Source organism: Niastella sp. OAS944, from assembly GCA_024809215.1.
Lineage (GTDB): Bacteria > Bacteroidota > Bacteroidia > Chitinophagales > Chitinophagaceae > Niastella.
In genome coordinates this window covers 82,229-102,459 of sequence record JANUBW010000006.1, presented here as the reverse complement: position 1 = coordinate 102,459, position 20,231 = coordinate 82,229, and the positions used below count along the sequence as shown (strand labels likewise).

General features: G+C 44.0%; 12 protein-coding genes. 6 read left to right on the top strand and 6 right to left on the bottom strand.

Annotated features, from left to right (window positions below):
• Positions 1-12: 12 nt before the first annotated feature.
• Together GGD38_RS23130 and GGD38_RS23125 are read right to left on the bottom strand one after the other, a co-directional pair.
• Positions 13-495 carry a hypothetical protein gene (locus tag GGD38_RS23130; RefSeq protein WP_375301776.1) on the bottom strand — a complete coding sequence of 161 codons (483 nt, stop codon included), beginning with the start codon at positions 493-495 and terminating at the stop codon, positions 13-15.
• Between the two features lie 249 nt (positions 496-744).
• Positions 745-2,112, bottom strand: a complete 1,368-nt coding sequence (locus GGD38_RS23125; RefSeq protein ID WP_375301777.1) for an exonuclease domain-containing protein — start codon at positions 2,110-2,112, stop codon at positions 745-747.
• Positions 2,113-3,551: 1,439 nt separating this feature from the next.
• On the opposite strand from GGD38_RS23125, the gene GGD38_RS23120 reads away from it, so the two are divergent.
• The gene (locus tag GGD38_RS23120) at positions 3,552-6,212 is read left to right on the top strand and encodes a valine--tRNA ligase (protein WP_375301778.1); all 2,661 of its coding nucleotides are present in this window, start codon (positions 3,552-3,554) and stop codon (positions 6,210-6,212) included.
• A 91-nt stretch (positions 6,213-6,303) separates the two neighbouring features.
• Positions 6,304-6,855, top strand: a complete 552-nt coding sequence (locus GGD38_RS23115) for a phosphatase PAP2 family protein (protein ID WP_375301779.1) — start codon at positions 6,304-6,306, stop codon at positions 6,853-6,855.
• Positions 6,856-6,982: 127 nt separating this feature from the next.
• Here the strand turns inward: GGD38_RS23115 and GGD38_RS23110 are convergent, their stop codons facing one another.
• Positions 6,983-9,811: a TolB family protein gene (locus GGD38_RS23110; RefSeq protein WP_375301780.1), complete on the bottom strand. Its 2,829-nt coding sequence runs from the start codon at positions 9,809-9,811 to the stop codon at positions 6,983-6,985.
• Between the two features lie 391 nt (positions 9,812-10,202).
• On the opposite strand from GGD38_RS23110, the gene GGD38_RS23105 reads away from it, so the two are divergent.
• Positions 10,203-10,952, top strand: a complete 750-nt coding sequence (locus GGD38_RS23105) for a PrsW family intramembrane metalloprotease (protein WP_375301781.1) — start codon at positions 10,203-10,205, stop codon at positions 10,950-10,952.
• Positions 10,953-10,966: 14 nt separating this feature from the next.
• Positions 10,967-11,467 carry a GNAT family N-acetyltransferase gene (locus GGD38_RS23100; protein ID WP_375301782.1) on the top strand — a complete coding sequence of 167 codons (501 nt, stop codon included), beginning with the start codon at positions 10,967-10,969 and terminating at the stop codon, positions 11,465-11,467.
• Positions 11,468-11,605: 138 nt separating this feature from the next.
• On the opposite strand, the gene GGD38_RS23095 is transcribed toward GGD38_RS23100, so the two are convergent.
• On the bottom strand, positions 11,606-12,382 hold the full coding sequence (locus GGD38_RS23095; protein ID WP_375301783.1) for a queuosine precursor transporter: 777 nt from the start codon (positions 12,380-12,382) through the stop codon (positions 11,606-11,608).
• 344 nt (positions 12,383-12,726) lie between these two features.
• On the opposite strand from GGD38_RS23095, the gene GGD38_RS23090 reads away from it, so the two are divergent.
• Positions 12,727-15,357, top strand: coding sequence for a YfhO family protein (locus tag GGD38_RS23090; RefSeq protein WP_375301784.1), 2,631 nt, complete (start codon positions 12,727-12,729; stop codon positions 15,355-15,357).
• A gap of 72 nt (positions 15,358-15,429) precedes the next feature.
• Positions 15,430-16,368: a glycosyltransferase family 2 protein gene (locus tag GGD38_RS23085; RefSeq protein WP_375301785.1), complete on the top strand. Its 939-nt coding sequence runs from the start codon at positions 15,430-15,432 to the stop codon at positions 16,366-16,368.
• A gap of 195 nt (positions 16,369-16,563) precedes the next feature.
• Here the strand turns inward: GGD38_RS23085 and GGD38_RS23080 are convergent, their stop codons facing one another.
• Both GGD38_RS23080 and GGD38_RS23075 read right to left on the bottom strand, forming a co-directional pair.
• Positions 16,564-17,313, bottom strand: coding sequence for a LytR/AlgR family response regulator transcription factor (locus tag GGD38_RS23080; RefSeq protein ID WP_375301786.1), 750 nt, complete (start codon positions 17,311-17,313; stop codon positions 16,564-16,566).
• 22 nt (positions 17,314-17,335) lie between these two features.
• Positions 17,336-20,224, bottom strand: a complete 2,889-nt coding sequence (locus GGD38_RS23075) for a two-component regulator propeller domain-containing protein (RefSeq protein WP_375301787.1) — start codon at positions 20,222-20,224, stop codon at positions 17,336-17,338.
• Positions 20,225-20,231 lie beyond the last annotated feature (7 nt).

Below are 20,231 nucleotides of genomic sequence, written 5' to 3'. Positions count from 1 at the left end.
TTTTGAGCAACTTTATTTTGAATAAGTAGCCACAGAATAATGTTTTAACGAAGTAACCTTTAACTGATCATTCTTTATATACACTTTCTTATACTCACGAAACTGATTGTTGTTGTCCATAAAACCAACAATACAGGAGTATTTTTCATCCCCTTTTTTAATTACGGGTTTTGGCTCCGTACCCATATCAGGCAGGTGCAATGTATCGTCGCCCTCCAACTCTTCATACTTACATTTCATTACGTAATCAAAAGTCTTTGGCGTTTCATACACTTTAACAGAGAAATACCAGTCGTTTAACGGGTTCTCGGTTTTTTCTTTGTGCTCCGCTACAGGCTCTTTGTTTACCGTTGTACGGTTGAGCGGAATTTTTACTGCAGGCGGCGCTTCAACAGCAGCAGGTTTTTCAGCCGCCGCTTTTGCTTCATTGTTGGGTGCTGTCTCACGACACCCTGCTGCAAGCAAACAGCATAATAACAGATTGCGTCTTTTCATAGTGTGGGTTATTTATTTACCGGCAAATATTTTACAAGTTTAGTACCAAAAAGCAAATTAGCAAATGTGATAATTCGATAATTTGATAATGTACGTTTCTTTTATAGTAATTACTGAATGGAAAGTTAAAAATGTTTACGAGTTGACGGGGAGTTGAAAAGTTGATAATGGTGATAGAGTTGACAAAGGAGTTGACAAGTTAACAGGTTAACAAGTTGACAAGGGTTTCTTTGCAGCAGCTGATTGCCGTCAGAAAGAAACTTTCTTACCAGGATGCCGCTCAGCATACTGATACACCAGCCCTCTGATATAATCATTTTCAGGATACTGTGTAAGATAGGTTTTCAATTCTTCCCTATTGGTAATTCCAACGCCTGCAGGAATATTTCCCATTCCATAAAACTTGCCTTTTTCCATTAAAATGCAACTATGTTCATCGCGCTCGTTACCTGTATCAACCACAGCAAAAGTGGGCAACCATTCTTCCAGCCATTGCAGCGACTGTTGTACTCTTTCGTTGTAAGTATCAACGGCCTCTTTATGTTCACATGCGCCTAAACAAACGGTTTCACCTGTACTGGTGCAAGGCCCCGGCGCCGTTTGCATAAAACACAATTTAGGACACAGGTTAAACCGTTCAATTAGTTTATTAACGAGCCGGTGACCCTCAACCAACAGGTTGAAGGTATACAACGGTACCATATGTTTCTTCTTTTTATCAATAGCCAGCCGCATATAACCACTGCTGTCTTCAAACATATACAATGCGAATGTATGCGCAAACCGTTTCTGGCTGTTATTGAATTGAGGCCATAACCGTTTAATCTCCACGCTTTCAAGAATAAAAGCCATCAATTCTGTACTGCAGGTTTGATAAGTTATACTGTAAATGTTCCGTAAAAAATCCTGCCGTTGTTTACCCGATCCGTTATGCGTAAAATGACTGCTTACACGGTACTTCAGGTTCTTGGCCTTGCCCACATAAATAACCTTACCGGTTTGATTATGGAAATAATAAACCCCGGGCGTATACGGTAATTTATCAACCTGCTCCTTAGGTAAATTCGGCGGCAGCGATTGTTCCTTTGCACCTCGTTTTATAAACTGCTGAATATGCGGTTCGGCATTGTTTTGCAGCAAATGCTCCAGCAACAGAACGGTAGCATCGGCATCGCCACCGGCCCGGTGCCGGTTTTGTATTGTGATACCGAAATAACGGCAAAGGTTACCCAAACTATAAGAAGGGATACCAGGAAAAACTTTTTTCGACAGGCGAACAGTACATAATTTATTGAGCGTAAGCTCAAATCCTGCCGCTGAAAAATGATGTTTCAGGAAGGAGTAGTCGAAATTTACATTGTGGGCCACAAAGATCTTTCCATTCAACAACTCAAATAATTGCGGCGCCAGCTCTTCAAACGAAGGCGCTTCGGCAACCATTTCATTCGAAATGCCCGTTAACACCTGAATATAATAAGGAATGGTACGCACAGGCCTTACCAGGCTTTCGAACCGGTTTACCACAGATTGTCCATCATGCAACACAATAGCGATCTCGGTTATGTCGTTATTGGCAGCGTACCCGCCGGTAGTTTCTATATCAACGATAGCGTACATAGATTAATCGTAAAGTTACAAAAGAACGAACGAACACCGGCCGAACAGTAAATGAGCCAATGTTAAGCCATAACTAACTGGTTATAAGCTGTTTTCTATAATCCTACCCCATGAGTGTTTAATCCGAACCCGCATTGTTAAACCTCAAAAAATCCGTTGCTATGCAAAAATTCAACTTGCATCAATCAGGAGAAAAACGCACCGTTGTAGCTGTAGTAGTATTGTTCTTCACTGCACTGGTACTGTTTTCTTACTGGTTCACACAGGCGTAATTTCTTTGTATTTCTGTAAGAGCGTTTCTTAAGTATGAAGTACAAATACCTGGATGCAACCTGCGATTGATAACCGCCACATGCAAACCAAACGACTGGCTTAGCCATCTGCCTCCTGATCCGCGGGCACAAGGTAAAGCCATAATCGTAAGTATATTTGTGCTTCATACTTTTTCACCTAACTCATTACTCACGTGAACAACTCCGGAACCGTTATAACATCTTTTTTCCTACCTTGTTTACCTGCCCTAACGTTAAAGTTATAACGTCATAGTTTTCAACCCTTAAATGTGTATTTTCCACCCCTTCTTACCCCCGTTTTTTTCACATTTTTAACGCCGGAATTTGCAGTATTAACAACTGTACACTATTTTTGTATTGGCTATCAACGAATGCCTGGCACTAAACTCTAATTGGTTTATATCCTTCCTGAATCACCACGGCTTTAGTTACTTTAGACACACCCTTTACTTCGTAAGCCTGTGAAGACCGATTGCATATGATCGTACTACGTATACTTAACAATTAAAACAAAAAACGTAGCGTATGAAAAAGTCATCGCATCATTTCCATCTAAGCGAAAACGGTAAAGTTGCATTAATGGCAATAGGTTTTCTGAGCTTTATTATGTTGCTCACATACCTGTATTGGTATGCATAATTGCTACTAACAACTACCTTACTGAAACACAAAAAGCTTTCCGGTATCTCCAAACGGTATGATATTGGAGTGAGATTCATTTTGTAGGCATTCTGCGGAAAGCGGGGTGCTTTTTTTATGGTTACAGGTTTCAAGTTGCAGGGACTTCGTGAATGTTTCTTCCTTGGTGATCCAAACAAGCTGTTTCCGGTTACCGGGCACCGGTTTCCGGGCTTTTCCCTCAGCCCTCCGGCTATTTCTCACCTGTATTTCCCAGGCAACTGGTAACCGGTATCCGGCACCTTTTCAATTGTACATACCACTCCCAGCCTATCTACAATCCTGAAACCTGAAACATGCAACCTGAAACATGCAACCTGTATTTCCCCGGCAACTGGTAACCGGCGACCGGTAACTGTTATCATGCCCCTTTTACAACGGTATTCCTTCTTCCATTAGCACATTGGCACATTAGCACATCAGCAAATTAACTACCTTTGCACTCCCTTAAAGCAGATTACAAAATCTATGGAATTAAGCAAGAATTATCAGCCCGAAGCGGTGGAGGACAAATGGAGTAAGCATTGGAAATCAAAAAGATATTTCAACAGCACCCCCGATGAGCGTAAACCGTTCACCGTGGTGATACCCCCACCCAACGTTACCGGGGTACTTCACATGGGCCATACCCTTAACGAAACGGTGCAGGACATTTTGGTGCGTAAAGCCCGCATGAGCGGCTTCAACGCCTGCTGGGTACCCGGCAGCGACCACGCCTCTATTGCCACCGAAAGCAAGGTGGTGCAAATGCTCGAAAAGGAAAAAGGCATCAAAAAAAGCGATCTCACCCGTGAGGAGTTCCTCAAACATGCTTTTGAGTGGAAAGAAAAATACGGCGGCATCATTTACCACCAAATTGAAAAACTGGGTTGTAGTGTTGACTGGGACCGGGTTTCCTTTACCATGGACCCCGACTACTACAAAGCCGTTATCAAGGTATTTGTTGACCTGTACAATAAAAAAATGATCTACCGCGGCGCCCGTATGATCAACTGGGACCCCGCCGCTAAAACCGCCCTCAGCGATGAGGAAGTGGAGTATAAAGAAGTTCAGGGTAAACTGTATTACGTAAAATATGCCGTACAAGGTGAAGATGGAAAACCATCGGCCGACTTTGTTACCATCGCTACCCAACGCCCCGAAACCATTATGGGCGACAGTGGCGTTTGCGTTAACCCTACCGACGAACGTTTTGCCCACCTCAAAGGCAAAAAAGTGATCGTTCCGCTGGTAAACCGCGCCGTTCCGGTAATATTCGACGAATATGTTGATCCCGCATTTGGTACCGGTGCGCTGAAAGTTACGCCTGCACACGATATTAACGACTACAACCTGGGGTTGAAACATAACCTGCAGGTAATTGATACCCTCAACGAAGACGGTACACTTAACGAAGCCGCACAGGTTTGCGTTGGTATGGACCGATTTGAGGCCCGCAAAAAAGTAGTGGAAATGCTGGCAGAACAAGGTCTGCTGGTAAAAGAAGAAGAATACACTACCCGCCTTGGCTTTTCGCAACGCAGCCTCGCCGTGGTAGAACCCCGTATTTCAACCCAATGGTTTGTGACCATGCGCTCCCTGGCCGATAAAGCCCTGGGCGCCGTAACCAGCGGTGAAGTAAAAATTCACCCCGGCGATAAATTCATGGCCACTTATAAGTATTGGTTAGAAAATGTAAAAGACTGGTGTATCAGCCGCCAGCTTTGGTGGGGCCAGCGTATACCTGCCTGGTACGATGATAACGGTAATTGTTATGTAGCAGAAACCGAAGAAGAAGCTGTTCGCCTGTGGGCCGAAAATACCGCTTCGCAGGTAGGCTCAACCGAAACTTCTCCCTACACAAAACACCCGCTTCGCCAGGACGATGACGTGCTCGACACCTGGTTCAGCAGCTGGTTATGGCCTATTGAAGTGTTCAAAGGCGTTACCCACCCCGGTAACCCCGATATAAATTATTACTACCCTGGTTCGGTACTGGTAACCGGTCAGGACATTATATTCTTTTGGGTAGCCCGCATGATCATGGCCGGCATGGAGTATATGGACGTAAAACCGTTCAGCGATGTGTACTTCACCGGTATGGTGCGCGATAAACTGGGCCGTAAAATGAGTAAGCAGCTGGGTAACTCACCCGACCTGCTGATGCTGATCGACAAATTTGGCGCCGATGCCGTTCGCTTCGGTATCATGATCTCATCACCCGCGGGTAACGACCTGTTATTTGATGAAACTTCCCCTGAACAGGGCAGCAAGTTCAATAACAAATTCTGGAACGCCCTGAAGCTGGTGAAAATGTTTGAAGCCAAGGTTAGCCCAACTGCAAGCGGCGTAACGCCATTTGCCGTAACCTGGTTCGAGAACAAACTGCAGGCAGCCAAAGCAGAAATTGAACAACATTATAAAGATTTCAAACTCAGCGAAGGATTAAAAACACTTTACTCTCTTATTTGGGACGACTTCTGTAGCTATTACCTTGAGTGGGTTAAACCGCCGATGGAGCAGCCTATTGACAAGGGTGTATACGACAAAACGGTTGAGTTCTTTTCCGAACTGATGCAAATGCTGCATCCTTACATGCCGTTTGTTACAGAAGAAATATACCATTTGCTGGCCCCCCGCACCGAAGACCTGTGCGTAAAACAATTTACGGCGCCGCAGCCATTTGATACAGTTGTATTGCACGAAGGTCAATTACTGATTGACGCCATTACAGGTTTACGCGATGTTCGGGTAAAGAACCAGATAAAAACAAAAGACCCAATAAAACTGTATATACAAGGCGAAAACAATGAGCTGTTCAAAGCCATTGAAGACGTATTGAAAAAACAGGTAAATATTGAGCAAATTTCTTTTGTGACAGAACCTGTAGTACAAACCATTACAGCGGTGATCGGTAAGGATAAATTCTATATTGAAACTGAACACCCTGTAGATAATAGTGCTCAAAAAGAACAGCTGTTAAAGGACCTGGACTACTACAAGAAGTTCCTTGAATCAGTTAACAAAAAGTTAAGTAACGAAAGGTTCGTACAATCTGCAAGGCCAGATGTCGTTCAATTAGAGCAAAAGAAAAAACTGGATGCTGAAGAAAAGATCAGAGCTATCGAAGATAGCCTCAAAAACCTCTAACAAGACATCAACGGTTTCATATATTTTCAAAAGCACGCTGCTGTTTGCGGTGTGCTTTTGTTATTTTAAACCGTCGTGCAAGGCCCAAAAAATGAATTTTGATCAGCGAATGCTGATGCGATTGATGGAGAGCCGTAACCCGGGCGCTACCAGGGTCATGCAGGGCATCTCAGACAACACACAGTTGATATCGGTGCTGGTACCCGCTACTGTAGCAGCAGTAGGTCTTATTGACAATAATAGAACTACTTTGCAGAAGAGCCTGTACCTGGCAGAATCGGCCCTGGCCTCCACTTTCATAACCTATGGCCTGAAGTATTCTGTTAAACGCACCCGGCCGTATATTACAAATCCCGCGCTTAATGCAAAGGGTAGCGGACGTGATCCATCTTTTCCCTCAGGACATACCTCAGTAGCATTTTCTACCGCCACTTCATTATACCTGGCATACCCCAAATGGTATGTAGCCGTTCCGGCATTTGCCTATGCCGCATCAGTTGGCTATAGCCGTATGTACCTGGGTGTTCACTACCCCACCGATGTACTGGCCGGCGCCGTTATTGGTGCGGGAAGTGCATGGTTAATGTATAAAGCTAATAAGTGGCTTTTTAAGAAGCATTCGAGTACAGTTCCGGCTTTTTAGAAATTAGCAATGAGCATAAAGCCTAAAGCTGAAAGCCGAAGGCAAATACAGGTGTGAGCATTTGTATTCGCTTTTAGCTTTAGGCCTTAGGCTTTGGGCTTAGTTCTATATTCAACCAGGCAAAACGCTATCTGCCAAGCAGGTTAATAGGTAATATAAACTCCCATTGATTAGGATCCAGCCTTATTCTGCGATCAACATCAATAAGCCGGCTATACCTGATGCCAAAGCTTACATGGTATTCGTTCCACCATTTGGTATCGAAGAATAACTCTGCGCCGGCAGATTTCAATTCCAGATCATTAATGCTTTGTTTTGGCCTTAAGTATTTCAGGTAGGTATAATCAAAAAATCCATTTACCCGAAGCCGCTGAAAGTAAACAATGTTACCAATGCCAAAATCGGGGTACACCAATGGCATATGATAATTCACACCTAACTTATACATTTCAGGAAACACAAAACTATTAATGCCAAAATACCCGCGCGATGTGGGGAAGCTGCTACCGAAGCTATAATCGGTAAGCGTATCACGTTTTTGATACGCGGCATTGAACACCAGGTTATGCGTCGGGAACACACCGGGCAGGTACAGATAGCCGTTCGTTAACCACTGGTAACCGCTGTAATTAGAAACGATAGTTCGAAACCTTGACAACAGGCTTACACCCAACCGCGGATAAATATGCTGCTTTGCTACCTGCGATTGCATGGTAAACGATACCGACCCGTCAACAAATTCAAATTGCTTATCGGCAAACCTGGTTTTTGAAGCAAGGGTATAATTAACCTGGTGATGGTTAATGCCACCCGAAATATTTAACCTACGGTAAAAACGGCCGCCATTAAAAGTAAAAGGCAATTGTAAACCGAAACGGCCATTGAGCTCGTTCCAGGTTTTAAAAGGAGAATCTAATTCTTTACGGTCGAATGTTTCTGCAACACCCAGTACCAGGTAGGGAAACCAGCCGCCATAAATGGCCGAAACGCCTACATCTTTATACTTTTCATCGGTATTGTAATTGAAATAGATCTCCGTTTGTAAGGTGTTCAGCACGTTCTCCCCTATTAGTGAAAATGTATAATCGGGGTCGGAAATATAAGGCCGCCAGCTGTGAAAATTAATGAGGTTAAACGCCTTGTGATACCTGCTAATAGGGTACGTGCGGCTGGTATCAACGGGCAATGGTTGTCCATTTTTTAAATCGCCCAATGAATACTCAAACAATGGAGCGGTGAAATCGTCAGTGCTTACCGGCTGCCAGCTTTTGTTTGAAACGGCTTGCTGCACCAGGTGATAACCAGCAGCTGTAAATGCCGAATAAATGGCTTTGTTATTAAAAGTACTTAATTGATAATTTCCCGTGCCCCTGTTATCTGTTGTAGGCAACAGCAACAATTGTTTATTTACCAGCGCAAACAATTCATCGCGCTGGTTCCAGGCCGCAGTAAAAGTAATAGTGTCGCCCTGTACAGCCGGAAACCCAATTACACGTGTTGAATAAGGTAACAATTCTTCAACCGATCCATCATTGATGTTTACCAGCCCCAGCGTATTGGTACCATCATTGGCCCTTACCGCCGCAACCACCTGTTGTTGGTTATAAAATTTTGGCTGGCTATAAAACAACTGTTTCGGGTTAGGCAGTTTTTTCAGCACAGCGCCAGATGTTGCATCAACAATATGCAGCGTAGCAACACCACCGGGCTGCACATCTACAGCCACAATGCTTTTGCCGTCGGCCGAAATATCGGGCGCAAAATAAGCCGAATGATGCGTGAGGGTTTGTTGCTGACCGGTTTTTACGTCAAGCACTTTCAGTACACTATAATCTTTCCAGTTCCATCGCAGGTCAGATTCGTAAGCGGCATATACAATTTTGCCATTACGGTAAGAAAAGTAATTATCGAGCGAAATATCTTTTGTACGCAGGCGGGTATCTTCGCCGCTGCTGATATTACGTAAATAGAACGCCGGTATTTTTTTATAACTGCTTTTAACCAGTACCACCGTATTATCGCTTATCCATTGCGGAAATTCCTCGTCTCCGGCAAAATGGTTTTGATTGCTGGCCCATTGGCTAACGGCATCGCCCCGGCTGGTATCAACATACGATTGAAAATATTTAAACGCATTCTGGCGAAAGGTGCGGTAATTTGTATTGCTGTACTTTTTAATAGCATGTTGCCAGGGGTAGAACAAACCCTTATACCGGGCTGCATCATCGGTGACCTTTTTCCAGAAATCGGCGCCATATTTTTCACGACCGTAAGCCACCTGCATAAAACCCATGCGGTAATGATCGGGTACAAAATCGCGCAGCGAGCCGTTGCGCAACTTCATCCATGAATAATTTTTATTGGCCAGCCATAACGAGCGGTAATCATTAAAAAAGAAGGGCATTCGTCCCCTGCCCTGGCGGCTTTTAAGCGTTTCCTGGTATACGGCATCGCCTTCCCAAAACCAGTTGGGTATGGCGGCGCTATTTACCATGGCCAACCCTTCCTGGCCAAACAAATAATAGGCTACCCGCGAAAGCCCCTTGCGGAAATTATTGTATTGCTGTACGTGCCGGTATTCGTGTAATGCCAGCGAATGCGAAAAGGGCAAGGTGCCCAGGTCGAAGGCGCTTTGCGGCGGCATTAGATAGAATTCGCTGCGCCAGGGCCCTAATGACACATAGCCATTGGAGATAGTGGTGCGTGGCTGCATCACAATACTGATCTTGCGCACCCGGTCGCCAATGGTGGAGGATGTTTGTACCCCCAGCTTTTGAACGGTGGTAACAACATCGGCGGCCTGTTTTTCCAAACCCAGTGCCGCCGGGAAAATAACCCGTATGGTATCGTTATTTATCTGGTTCCATTTTGTAGAAGGAGGATGACCACCAAATTGCTGCGCCTGCAAATTATTTATCACCGGCAAACAACAAGCTAATAGCAAAAGTTTTCTCATTAGAAAGTATTATAAAGTACGTACAGATACACCGGGCCTTGGTTATAAACCTGAAAATAAATCCTTTTTTCTATATGCAGATAATTTATTCGACAGTCACTTTACGTGAAACGGTCCGCCAGCTGGCGGATGAAACGTGAAAGGCTCAATTTCAAGACTCATAACTGTTTTCATCTTCACTATTTGGCAGCCTGCCTTTAGCCGTTCGTCGGCGGAGACGTAAAATTATTATGAGTCCCGGGTATAGGACTTTGCCGTTTCACGTTTCACGTTTGCCGATTGCCAACCAGCACCCCAAACATTCATTTATAGAAAAGTGTACCTGAAGTTGTATATTTAACCCGTACCACGTTCCGTTATCCCCTGAAAGGAAAAAACATATTAGAAACACATGCTTTCGTTATTAGCTCTGGCTGTAGCTCCCGGCGCTGCTATTACTTTGTATATTTATTCAAGGGATAAATATGACCGGGAACCGCTGAAGCCTTTATTGATCTCCTTTTTGTTAGGCGCGCTTGCCACAGTGCCGGCTATTTTTATACAAACAAAATTAAAGCATGAGCTAAACCAATATTTCCCCGGTTTCACCATCTTGTATTTCATTTTATTATCATTCATTGTTGTAGCTGGCAGTGAAGAAGGCTGCAAATACCTTATGCTGCGGTACTATGCCTATCGTAATAAAGCCTTTAACGAACCTTTCGACGGTATTATTTATTCCATAATGATCAGTATGGGGTTTGCCACCCTCGAAAATATAGGTTATGTGCTGGAATTTGGTTTTCAAACCGGCATTCTGCGTATGTTCTTATCAGTGCCCTCGCATGGCGCATTTGCCGTGCTGATGGGTTATCATGTAGGCCTTGCCAAATTCGACAAACTCCCGCGCAGGCGCGGCACCATCCAACATTTTATTAAAGGATTGCTGCTGGCCATCTTTTTTCATGGCGCCTTCGACTTCTTTTTATTGCTGCAGAATAATTACCAGGTTACAAAACATGTATCGAACGGGTTACTTATCAGCGGCGCGCTGGTAATGTGGTACATTGCCATCCGCATTTCCATACGATCGATAAGGCTGCATGAGGAGCTTTCGCGCCAGCACTATCATAAAAGCGATAGCTCAATCACCGAAGTATAGTACTTTTGCGGCTTATGGTAACAATTCGATTGGCAAATGCCGATGACCTTACAACAGTTGAAAAACTGGCCCGCGAAATATGGCCGGGCACCTATGGCGATATTCTTTCTTCAGAGCAGCTGGAGTATATGCTCGATCTTATTTACAACAATGCCGCACTGCGCAATCAAATGCAGCACCAGCAGCATACTTTTTTAATTGTAGAACAGGAAGATGGCGAGCCCGTGGCTTTTGCCGCTTATTCAACCGTTGAACCCGGCGTTAGTAAACTGCATAAAATATATGTGCATCAAAAAACACAAGGCCAGGGCATTGGCAAACAATTAATAGATCATATTGTAAGCCAACTGCGCACGCAAGGCATTCATACCCTCAGACTAAACGTAAACCGCCAGAACAAAGCCCGCTTCTTTTACGAGAAGTTAGGATTTGAAGTAACTAAAGAAGAAGATATTGATATTGGTAAAGGGTACTTTATGGTAGACTATGTTATGGAGCGAACACTTACTTTGTAACAAACTTAATTTGTACCCCGAAACTGTTACAGGTTTCAGGGTACAGGTTACAGGGCGCTATTGCAGAATGCTGATGATTCTCAGGCTTCGCGAAAATTTAACCCCTGCAACCTGCAACTTGTAACCTGCAACTCATTACTATTCATTTTCAACTCCCATTGCCGAAAGCTTCATCTTCTTGGTGAGTTCAGGCCCAAAATATTTCTCAATTCTGCGTTCAACCAAATAAATAACGGGGGTAAGTACAAGGGCCATTACAAATTTGTAGATATAGTTCATAATACCAATGGCCAATATCTGTTGCCAGGTAAAGATGCCCGAAAAAGCAATGAACAACACAATGTAACTATCAACCAGCTGTGATACTACGGTTGAACCGGTTGCCCGCAACCAGATATGTTTGTCGCCGGTACGTTTCTTTATTTTATGGAAAACGGTCACATCAACCAGCTGGCTTACCAAAAAGGCCGTTAAACTACCTACTATAATACGCATACCCTGGCCAAAGATGCCATCAAAAGCGCTTTGCATATTGGGAATGCCTCTTTCTTTTCCGCTATTGATCCAAAAATCGGCTGCCGGTACATGAATGGCGAGGTAATACATCAGGAAGGCATATGAAATAAGTATAACGGCAATTATACTTATGCGGCGTACTGCCTTGGGGCCATAATATTCATTAATAATATCGGTCATGATAAACTCCAATGGCCACAACAAAACCCCGCAGGTAAGGGTAAATGCCAGTCCGCTTTGGCCAAATAACGTAAAGTTGGCCGGGGCCACACCCATTAGTTTTTCCAGGGAAAACAGTTTGGTGCCTATGCTTTCGGCAATAAGGGCATTGGCTACAAAGAAAGCGCTGAAAAACACAAAGAGCCGGGTCGGTTTATCCTTAATTATAGCTTGGATCATCTTAAAATAAGTATTATCTGGGGCAATAAAATGAGAAAATTAGCAATAATAAGCCATCCCGGGAAATTCTTTAAAACCGGTTTGCGTTGCAATATAAACACCAGTATGAACAGGTTTACGGCTATATTCAGCACGGTAGCGAACAAAATCCCCAAAATTAAAACCAGCGAAACAGCGTCTGATGGCCGTCCTTCCTCCAATACAGGGTAATAACGCATTACCCACACCAACACGAAGCAAACATTACAAATAAAAGCCACCCGACAGAAAAATATTAAACTTTGCATATAGTCAACTTGCTGTAAAATTGCATTATTTTGCCCAACTATTAATTATTTGCAATAATGAAGAAAACACTCTGGCAACAGGTAATGCCACATCTGATATCCGTTGCTATCTTTCTGGTAGTAGCCCTTATCTTCTGTAAACCAGCGCTTGAAAGCGACTCTGTGATGAAGCAAGGTGATATTGTAAACTGGCAGGGCATGAGCCACCAGTCGTTCGAATATAAAGAAAAGCATGGCCGTTTTCCATTGTGGATAACCAATATGTATGGCGGTATGCCCGGTTACCAGGTAGCAATGGATGGCCCGCCCAATCCCCTGGGTTATGTAGATCGTGTGTTTCAATTGGGATTGCCCAAGCCTATCAATATTTTCTTCCTGGCCTGTATTTCGTTCTACTTCCTGTGCATGGTATTGCGTGTTCGGCCCTGGGTGGCTGTTATTGGCGGTTTGGCATTTGCTTATAGTTCAACCTTCCCGCAATTTATAACCGCAGGGCACGATACCCAAATGCTGGCGCTGGCTTATACGCCGGCCGTACTGGCAGGCGTGTTACTGCTGTTCGATAAAAAGTATATCAGTGGCTTCATTGTTACTGCCCTGTTCTCCAGTATTCAAATTACACAGGGTCACCAGCAGATCTCTTATTACATGTTCATGATCATCGGCATTATGTCGTTGTTCTTCCTTATACAAGGTATTCGCGCCGGAAAGGCCATATTGCCATTAAAAGCCATTGGTATTACCGCAGCGGCCGTTATTCTTGGTGTTGCTACCAATGCTGTTACCTTACTCACCGTGTACGATTATTCGAAAGAATCTAAACGCGCCGGCCAGCTGGTAATGCCCGACAATCAGAATAAACACGATGTTGTACAGGGCAATAAAACAAAAGGCCTTAGCAAAGAATACGCGTTTCAATGGAGCTATGGTTGGGATGAATCGCTGACGCTGATGTTCCCGGGTGTTAAAGGCTACGGCTCTCACTATGCAGAGCGCGATGGCGACTACGACATGTACCCAAAACTCGACGAGAACTCTAATTTCCATAAACAACTTACAGAAAAACTAGGTGTTCCTGAAGACCAGGCCGGCCAGTTAACGATGGGTACCAGCGGTTCTTTATATTGGGGCGATCAGCCATTCACCGTTGGCCCCATTTACCTGGGCGCCATCGTTTGTATGCTGTTCATTTTCTCAATGGTTTACCTCGATGGAAAACATAAGTGGTGGATATTCACAGCCGCCGTACTGGGTATTTTACTGGCCCTGGGTAAACACTTCCCTTCGTTCAACTATTTTCTGTTCGATTATCTTCCTTTCTACAATAAATTCCGCGTGCCTACCATGGCGCTTGAAATTACCGGCCTAATGCTGCCCATTGGCGCCGCATTAGGTTTGGAAAAACTGGTTTCAGATACCATCATCGATCTGAAAAAAGTTAAGCTGGCAGCCATGATCATCGGCGCCGTGTTCGTTCTCACCACTGCCTGGTATTTTACTTCCGATTACAGCAACGAGAATAAACAACGTACCACTGCATTCAACCAACTCATAAGTGGCGACCAAAAAAACCTTACACGGGAGGCCATCAATGAGTTCAACAATAAGTATCCCGGTCAGGTAGACAATGGCATTTATGAAGATTTTGTACAAAAGACCGGCAACAATACCGCCGCAGCTAAAGGTCTGGTGACCGCCCTGCGTCAAGACCGGCAGAGTGCTTTTGGCGCCACCATTGTACGTTCGCTGATCTTTGTACTACTGGCCATGGGACTTATTTTCCTGTTCATTCAGAAAAAAGTGAACGCGCTTGTTATGCTGGCCGGTGTTGGCCTGCTTACTGCCATCGACCTGCTTACGTTCGACAGTAACTACCTGAACAAATTCAATTTTGGCAGCAAAGAAAGTTATGAAGCTTCAGAGTTTCCGCTTTCACCTGCCGACCAAAAAATATTGCAGGATAAAGACCCCAATTTCAGGGTACTGAACAATACATCACGTAATCCGTATGCTGAAGACTCACGTACGTCGTACCACCATAAATCAATTGGTGGTTATCACCCTGCCCGTTTAGGTATTTATGACGACCTGATGGAGCACCAGCTGTATCGCTCTACCAATCCGGCTGTGCTGAACATGCTTAACGTTAAATACTTTATTGAGCGCGACCAGCAGGGAGCTGCAGCGGTACCAAACCCCAATGCATTAGGTAATGTTTGGTTTGTAAATAAAGTAAGATATGTGAACGGCCCTATTGAGGAAATGACGGCCCTGAACAATTTCAACCCGGCTGCTGAAGCAATCGTTGATAAAAAGTTCGAATCACTACTGACCGGCGCCGTTGCCGCCGATAGCAGTGCTACTATTAAACAAACGGCCTTCGATAATGAGAACGTTAAATACGAAAGCAACAGCAGTGCACCGCATGTGGCCGTGTTTAGCGAGATCTATTATAAAGACTGGCATGCATATATCGATGGCAAGGAAACGCCTATAGCCAAAGCAAACTATGTGTTGCGCGCCATGCTGATACCAGCCGGCAAACACAGTATAGAATTTAAGTTTGAACCTGCCGTATACCACACCGGCAGCACCATTACCGCCATCACCGCATGGCTGGTATTCCTGCTGTTGTTAGGTTATATTGGCTATGCGGTTCGCTCGCAACTGGCTAATGACAAAAAGTAATATTGAATATCAAATAATGAAAGTAAAATGTCGAAGGAATAACACTTCGACATTTTACTTTTGTACCAGATTATGACAGCACCCAATACAAATAACGGAATAGCTATAGTTATCATCACCTATAACCGGCCCGAAGATGCGCTGGAACTGGCGCAAAACATCAGCCAGCTGCAGGATGTTACCACCCTGTGCAGCGAGGTTATTTTTGTAAATAACAAAAGCACGGAATCGTATTCGGCACTGGAGTCGTTTATTCAACAACACCCACAAATTCCCTTCCGCTATTATATGGCAGATGAGAACCTGGGCGTTTCGCGAGGCCGCAATTTCGCCATTCAAAAAAGCACGGCCCAATACCTGGTATTTCTCGATGACGATGCGCTGTTCAAAAACCTCGATGCATTGCATTACATAAAGGAGATATTCAACCAGCCGCAGGTAGAAACCAACCGCCCCACTGGTATTATTTCCTTCAAGGTATATTACCATTCTACCGGTGAACTTCAAATAACCGCCTTCCCGCATAAACAATTCGAGCGGCGTAAAAACTGGCACCATTTTCAAACCGGGTATTTTGTAGGCTGCGCCCATGCCATTCACCGCGATATTTTTGAAAAGACCGGCTACTACCCTACCAACTTCTTTTATGGGATGGAAGAATACGATCTCAGCTATCGCGCCATCGATGCGGGGTTCGATATTGTGTATGACGACCGGGTGATCATTCTGCACAAGGAATCGCCATTGGGCCGGCAAACCAAAAAAGAAAAGCTGCGCGGCATGTGGGTGAATAAAAGCAAAGTGGCATACAAATATCTGCCCATGATCTATTTCTTTTCAACCGCCTTTATGTGGAGCTTTGAGTATTTGCGCAAAACCAACTATGACTTCGGCGGCTGGTTAAAAGGTTGGGGTGAAGTTTTTGGAATTCCCTTCTCTGAAAAAAGAAAGCCTGTTAATGAAACAGGCTTGAAGTATCTTAAAATGGTGGAGGCTAGATTGTGGTTCTAATACGGCAATCGTGAATCGGCAATCAGCAATGGTTTCCGGAATTTCAGGCCTCGCTATCGTGAAACGTGAAACGGCAAACGTGAAAGGTCTCGCGAAGTTCGCACACCTCGTCAACTCGTTAACTTTTTAACTCGTCAACTTGTATTTCCTCTATCAACTCTATCACCGCTATCAACTTTTCAACTCCTAGTCAACTCACTTATACCCAAATTTACCAAGGAATTCTTCTTTACGCCGCGTCGCCACCTCTATCAACGCATTATCACTCATCTCAATTAACCCGCCCCTGCCCTTGTGATATTTCTTTACAAAGTTGAGGTTAATGATATGCGAGTTATGAATGCGGAAAAAGATATCGGCAGGTAAAATTTCTTCATATTCTTTAATGATCCTTGAGGAAACATATTTCTGATTGTCGGTAGAATGTACATATGTATAACCGCCCTTGGCTTCAAACCTTATGATCTCGGCCAGCTGCACAAACACCAGCCCTTCATTATTAGGCAGGGCTATTTTTTGCAGCGAGGAGTTGGGTTTATTGATGTTGAACATCAGGTTCTGTAACTGTACATTTATATTTTTGAAACGAATGCGCTCTTTGGCTTTGTTCACCGCCGTTTTTAATTCGTCCATACTAACCGGTTTCAACAGGTAATCAAGCGCACTGTATTTGAACGCCTTTAGCGTATAAGCATCAAAGGCCGTTATGAAGATGATCTCAAATTCGATGGGCATTATTTTGTCGAGCAGGTCAAAAGCATTCCCATGCGGCATTTCAATATCAAGAAATACCAGGTCGGGCTTCTTTTCTGCAATAAGGGGCATGGCCGTTTCGGCACTTACGGCTTCCCCTACAATGTTTACATCCGGGCAACATTCGTTTAACAAACCATTCAAAATGCGAATATTCTTAGGTTCGTCGTCTACAATCAGAGCGTTTATCATACAACAAAGAAAAATAAATATATTATAAAACAGGAAAACTTATTGTCACTCTGGTCCCCAAGGAATTGTGAAATTTATCTTCCAGGTCCTCGATCACCATATAAATCTTTTCGGAATGTTCCTGATTAAACATCGAAATTCGGTCTGCCGTTAAGGACAAACCCTTAGACTGATAATTGATGGGTGAAATGCTTTTATACTCCATGGCCGCCTTTCGGCCTACCCCGTTATCTTCCAAAATACAGATCAGGTGTTCACCTTCCCGCTTCACCGTTATCGTTACAACGCCATTTTTATCGCGCCGGAACCGTAACCCATGCCGCACACTGTTCTCTACAAACGGCTGTAAGATCATGGGCGGAATATAATATTCGGCGGGGTCAACCGCCGGGTCAATGGAAACCACCCACGAAAAGGCGTTCTCCAACCTTGTTTTTTCCAGCTCCAGGTAATTCGTCAAATAATCCAGTTCCTCTTCCAGGCTGATCTCGGGTTTTGACGAAAAATCGAGCGTTTGCCTTATCAACCGCGAAAAGCCGGAAATAAATTTATTAGCGCCTGTTACATCGGCATCCATTACATACTGCTGAATGGAGTTAAGGCTGTTAAAAATGAAATGCGGGTTCATTTGCGCCTTGCGCGACAGCTGCTCCAAATCGGCAATTCGTTTAATAAAGGCTGTTTTCTCCTGCTCCCGTTTACGTACCCGGCGAATAATGACCCATACCAGCAAACCTGTTAACGCCAAAAACGACATTACCATCAATAGCCGGAACCAGGTTTTTTCGTACAACAGTTTTTCTATAACAAAAGGCGCAACCAGCAATTTACTGGGTACATCGAATTTATTAAAGGCCTGTAGCTGTAACTCATATTCGCCCGAGGGCAGCGTGGGGTAGCTTACAAATGTTGTACGCGTTTCGTGCCAGCCACTATCGAGCCCCAGCAACCGGTACCGGTAACGGATATCGCCGGTTGACCGGTAAGAAATACCCACAAAACCAAACCCGATACTATTTTTATTATGGGAAATTTTCGTAGGTGCCAGCCCGGGATAATACGTTGTATCGCCCACCGTAACATCGGTGAACTTTAAATTGCATTCCGACTGGTTACTCATTTTTTCTTCATCAAAAAAAGTGATGCCCTCAGGTGTACCTACAAAAACTTTATTACTATCAACGTAAATGGCATTTATAATATCGGCAATAAGCCCATCGCCGGTTGTGTATTTTATCACAGGGTGACGCAATTGCACCACATCAACCTTGCTCAGCCCTCTATCTGTACCAACCCACAAATGACGGCCGTTTAAAAACAAGGTGCGGCAAACATTGCTGGCAAGTCCCTGCGCCTGTTTTATATCGGCCACCAAACGCCCGTCTCTATAACCTAAAAGTCCGTCGCCATAGGTGCCTACCCATAATGTACCCCATGCATCCTGTTGAATATTGGTTATACGGGTACGCAATGCGGGCACTTTATCGCCCAGGCATTGCGAACTGCCATTGGGGTAACGGCAATACAAACCATTTAAGGTGCCAATATAAACGGTATCATGGCTTACAAAAACGGCTGTTGAGCGTTCGTTCCAAATGGTGTCTTTAATGCGCAGCGTTTGTGGGTCCATGGTAACCATATTGTCCTTGGTTGCTATATACAACAGATCGCCGTGTAAAAAAATTCCCTTTATAACAATGTCGTTGATCACAGGATTTTTATTATTACCGGGGTTCAGTTGTGAGATATAATTACTGGTTCCGTATATAACAAATTTGTTCTTGTAATTAGCAAGAAAACCAACCGGGTTAATGCCCAAATGCTGCAGCGAAAGCCGCTTCTCTTCCATTTCGCCGGTCTTGCGGTTCATTTGGTATATTTCAGTTACTTCACTTCCGGCCAAAATAGATTCTTTGAACCGGGTAAAGGAAAAAACTTCGGCCGGCATGTTATTCTTCCTGATCCTGATATTCAACACCGAGGGCGAACTTAACTGGTACACGCCATGGCCCAGTGTTGTAAACCAGAGATTACCTTCAGAATCCCTTAGCATATTGTTGACCGATAACCCCGGCAAAAAATGCAAGGGTTTTTCAGGACTTCTTTTATCGTATACATACGCACCATCGTGGGTGCCTAAACCTACATGTTCGTTATCTATGATGCACTGATTGATATAATTCACATTGAACGGAAAAGAAAAACATTTATCCGCATCGACTGTAAGCACTGCATTTAGTAAGCTGTCCCTTCGCCAGAAAATGGTTTGGCCATTCATGGCAAAAGTTGAATGATGATTTCTAAAGAAACCAATGGTCTTGTGCAACAGGAACCGTTCATTATCTACATCATACAACCGGTGGCCATCGCATACCAAAAACTTACCATCAACACCGGTGGCTATGCCATTGATATATTCAATGGGTTGCCCATTTATTTTATCTATAACAACAACTTCGTCATTGGCTTTCACCAAATACATAATACCGGTTTCATGCATCAGCACATTGCCTGCTTTATCTTCGGCAAAACCTATTACAAAATCTTTCACCGGTATCTTTTTCAGCATGGGATCGTTTGCCGATGTATAGATCTTCCCCTTATAATAATAGCAAACCGATTTTTTAAACGGCACTATCCAAACGCGTCCTTTTGAATCGGCAAACACCTGAATGATCTCGTTATCGGGTAAACCCTCCTGCCGGCTGAAGTTTTTAAAATGGGTACCATCAAAACGGCTCAAACCGCTTTCGGTGCCAAACCAAAGGAACCCATCTTTATCCTGCACCATACTATACACAGTAGAGCCGGCAAGCCCATCCTTGCTATTGTATTGCGTATAGCCATACTCCTGGCTAAAAACGGCCAATGGCAGCAGGCTTACAAACAATATGTATATGATCAACTTCATTTGTTAC

Bases quoted from the DNA above. Each gene is read 5' to 3' on its own strand.
- GGD38_RS23130 (WP_375301776.1), bottom strand. From the start codon at position 495: ATGAAAAGACGCAATCTGTTATTATGCTGTTTGCTTGCAGCAGGGTGT.
- GGD38_RS23125 (WP_375301777.1), bottom strand. From the start codon at position 2,112: ATGTACGCTATCGTTGATATAGAAACTACCGGCGGGTACGCTGCCAAT.
- GGD38_RS23120 (WP_375301778.1), top strand. From the start codon at position 3,552: ATGGAATTAAGCAAGAATTATCAGCCCGAAGCGGTGGAGGACAAATGG.
- GGD38_RS23115 (WP_375301779.1), top strand. From the start codon at position 6,304: ATGAATTTTGATCAGCGAATGCTGATGCGATTGATGGAGAGCCGTAAC.
- GGD38_RS23110 (WP_375301780.1), bottom strand. From the start codon at position 9,811: ATGAGAAAACTTTTGCTATTAGCTTGTTGTTTGCCGGTGATAAATAAT.
- GGD38_RS23105 (WP_375301781.1), top strand. From the start codon at position 10,203: ATGCTTTCGTTATTAGCTCTGGCTGTAGCTCCCGGCGCTGCTATTACT.
- GGD38_RS23100 (WP_375301782.1), top strand. From the start codon at position 10,967: ATGGTAACAATTCGATTGGCAAATGCCGATGACCTTACAACAGTTGAA.
- GGD38_RS23095 (WP_375301783.1), bottom strand. From the start codon at position 12,382: ATGATCCAAGCTATAATTAAGGATAAACCGACCCGGCTCTTTGTGTTT.
- GGD38_RS23090 (WP_375301784.1), top strand. From the start codon at position 12,727: ATGAAGAAAACACTCTGGCAACAGGTAATGCCACATCTGATATCCGTT.
- GGD38_RS23085 (WP_375301785.1), top strand. From the start codon at position 15,430: ATGACAGCACCCAATACAAATAACGGAATAGCTATAGTTATCATCACC.
- GGD38_RS23080 (WP_375301786.1), bottom strand. From the start codon at position 17,313: ATGATAAACGCTCTGATTGTAGACGACGAACCTAAGAATATTCGCATT.
- GGD38_RS23075 (WP_375301787.1), bottom strand. From the start codon at position 20,224: ATGAAGTTGATCATATACATATTGTTTGTAAGCCTGCTGCCATTGGCC.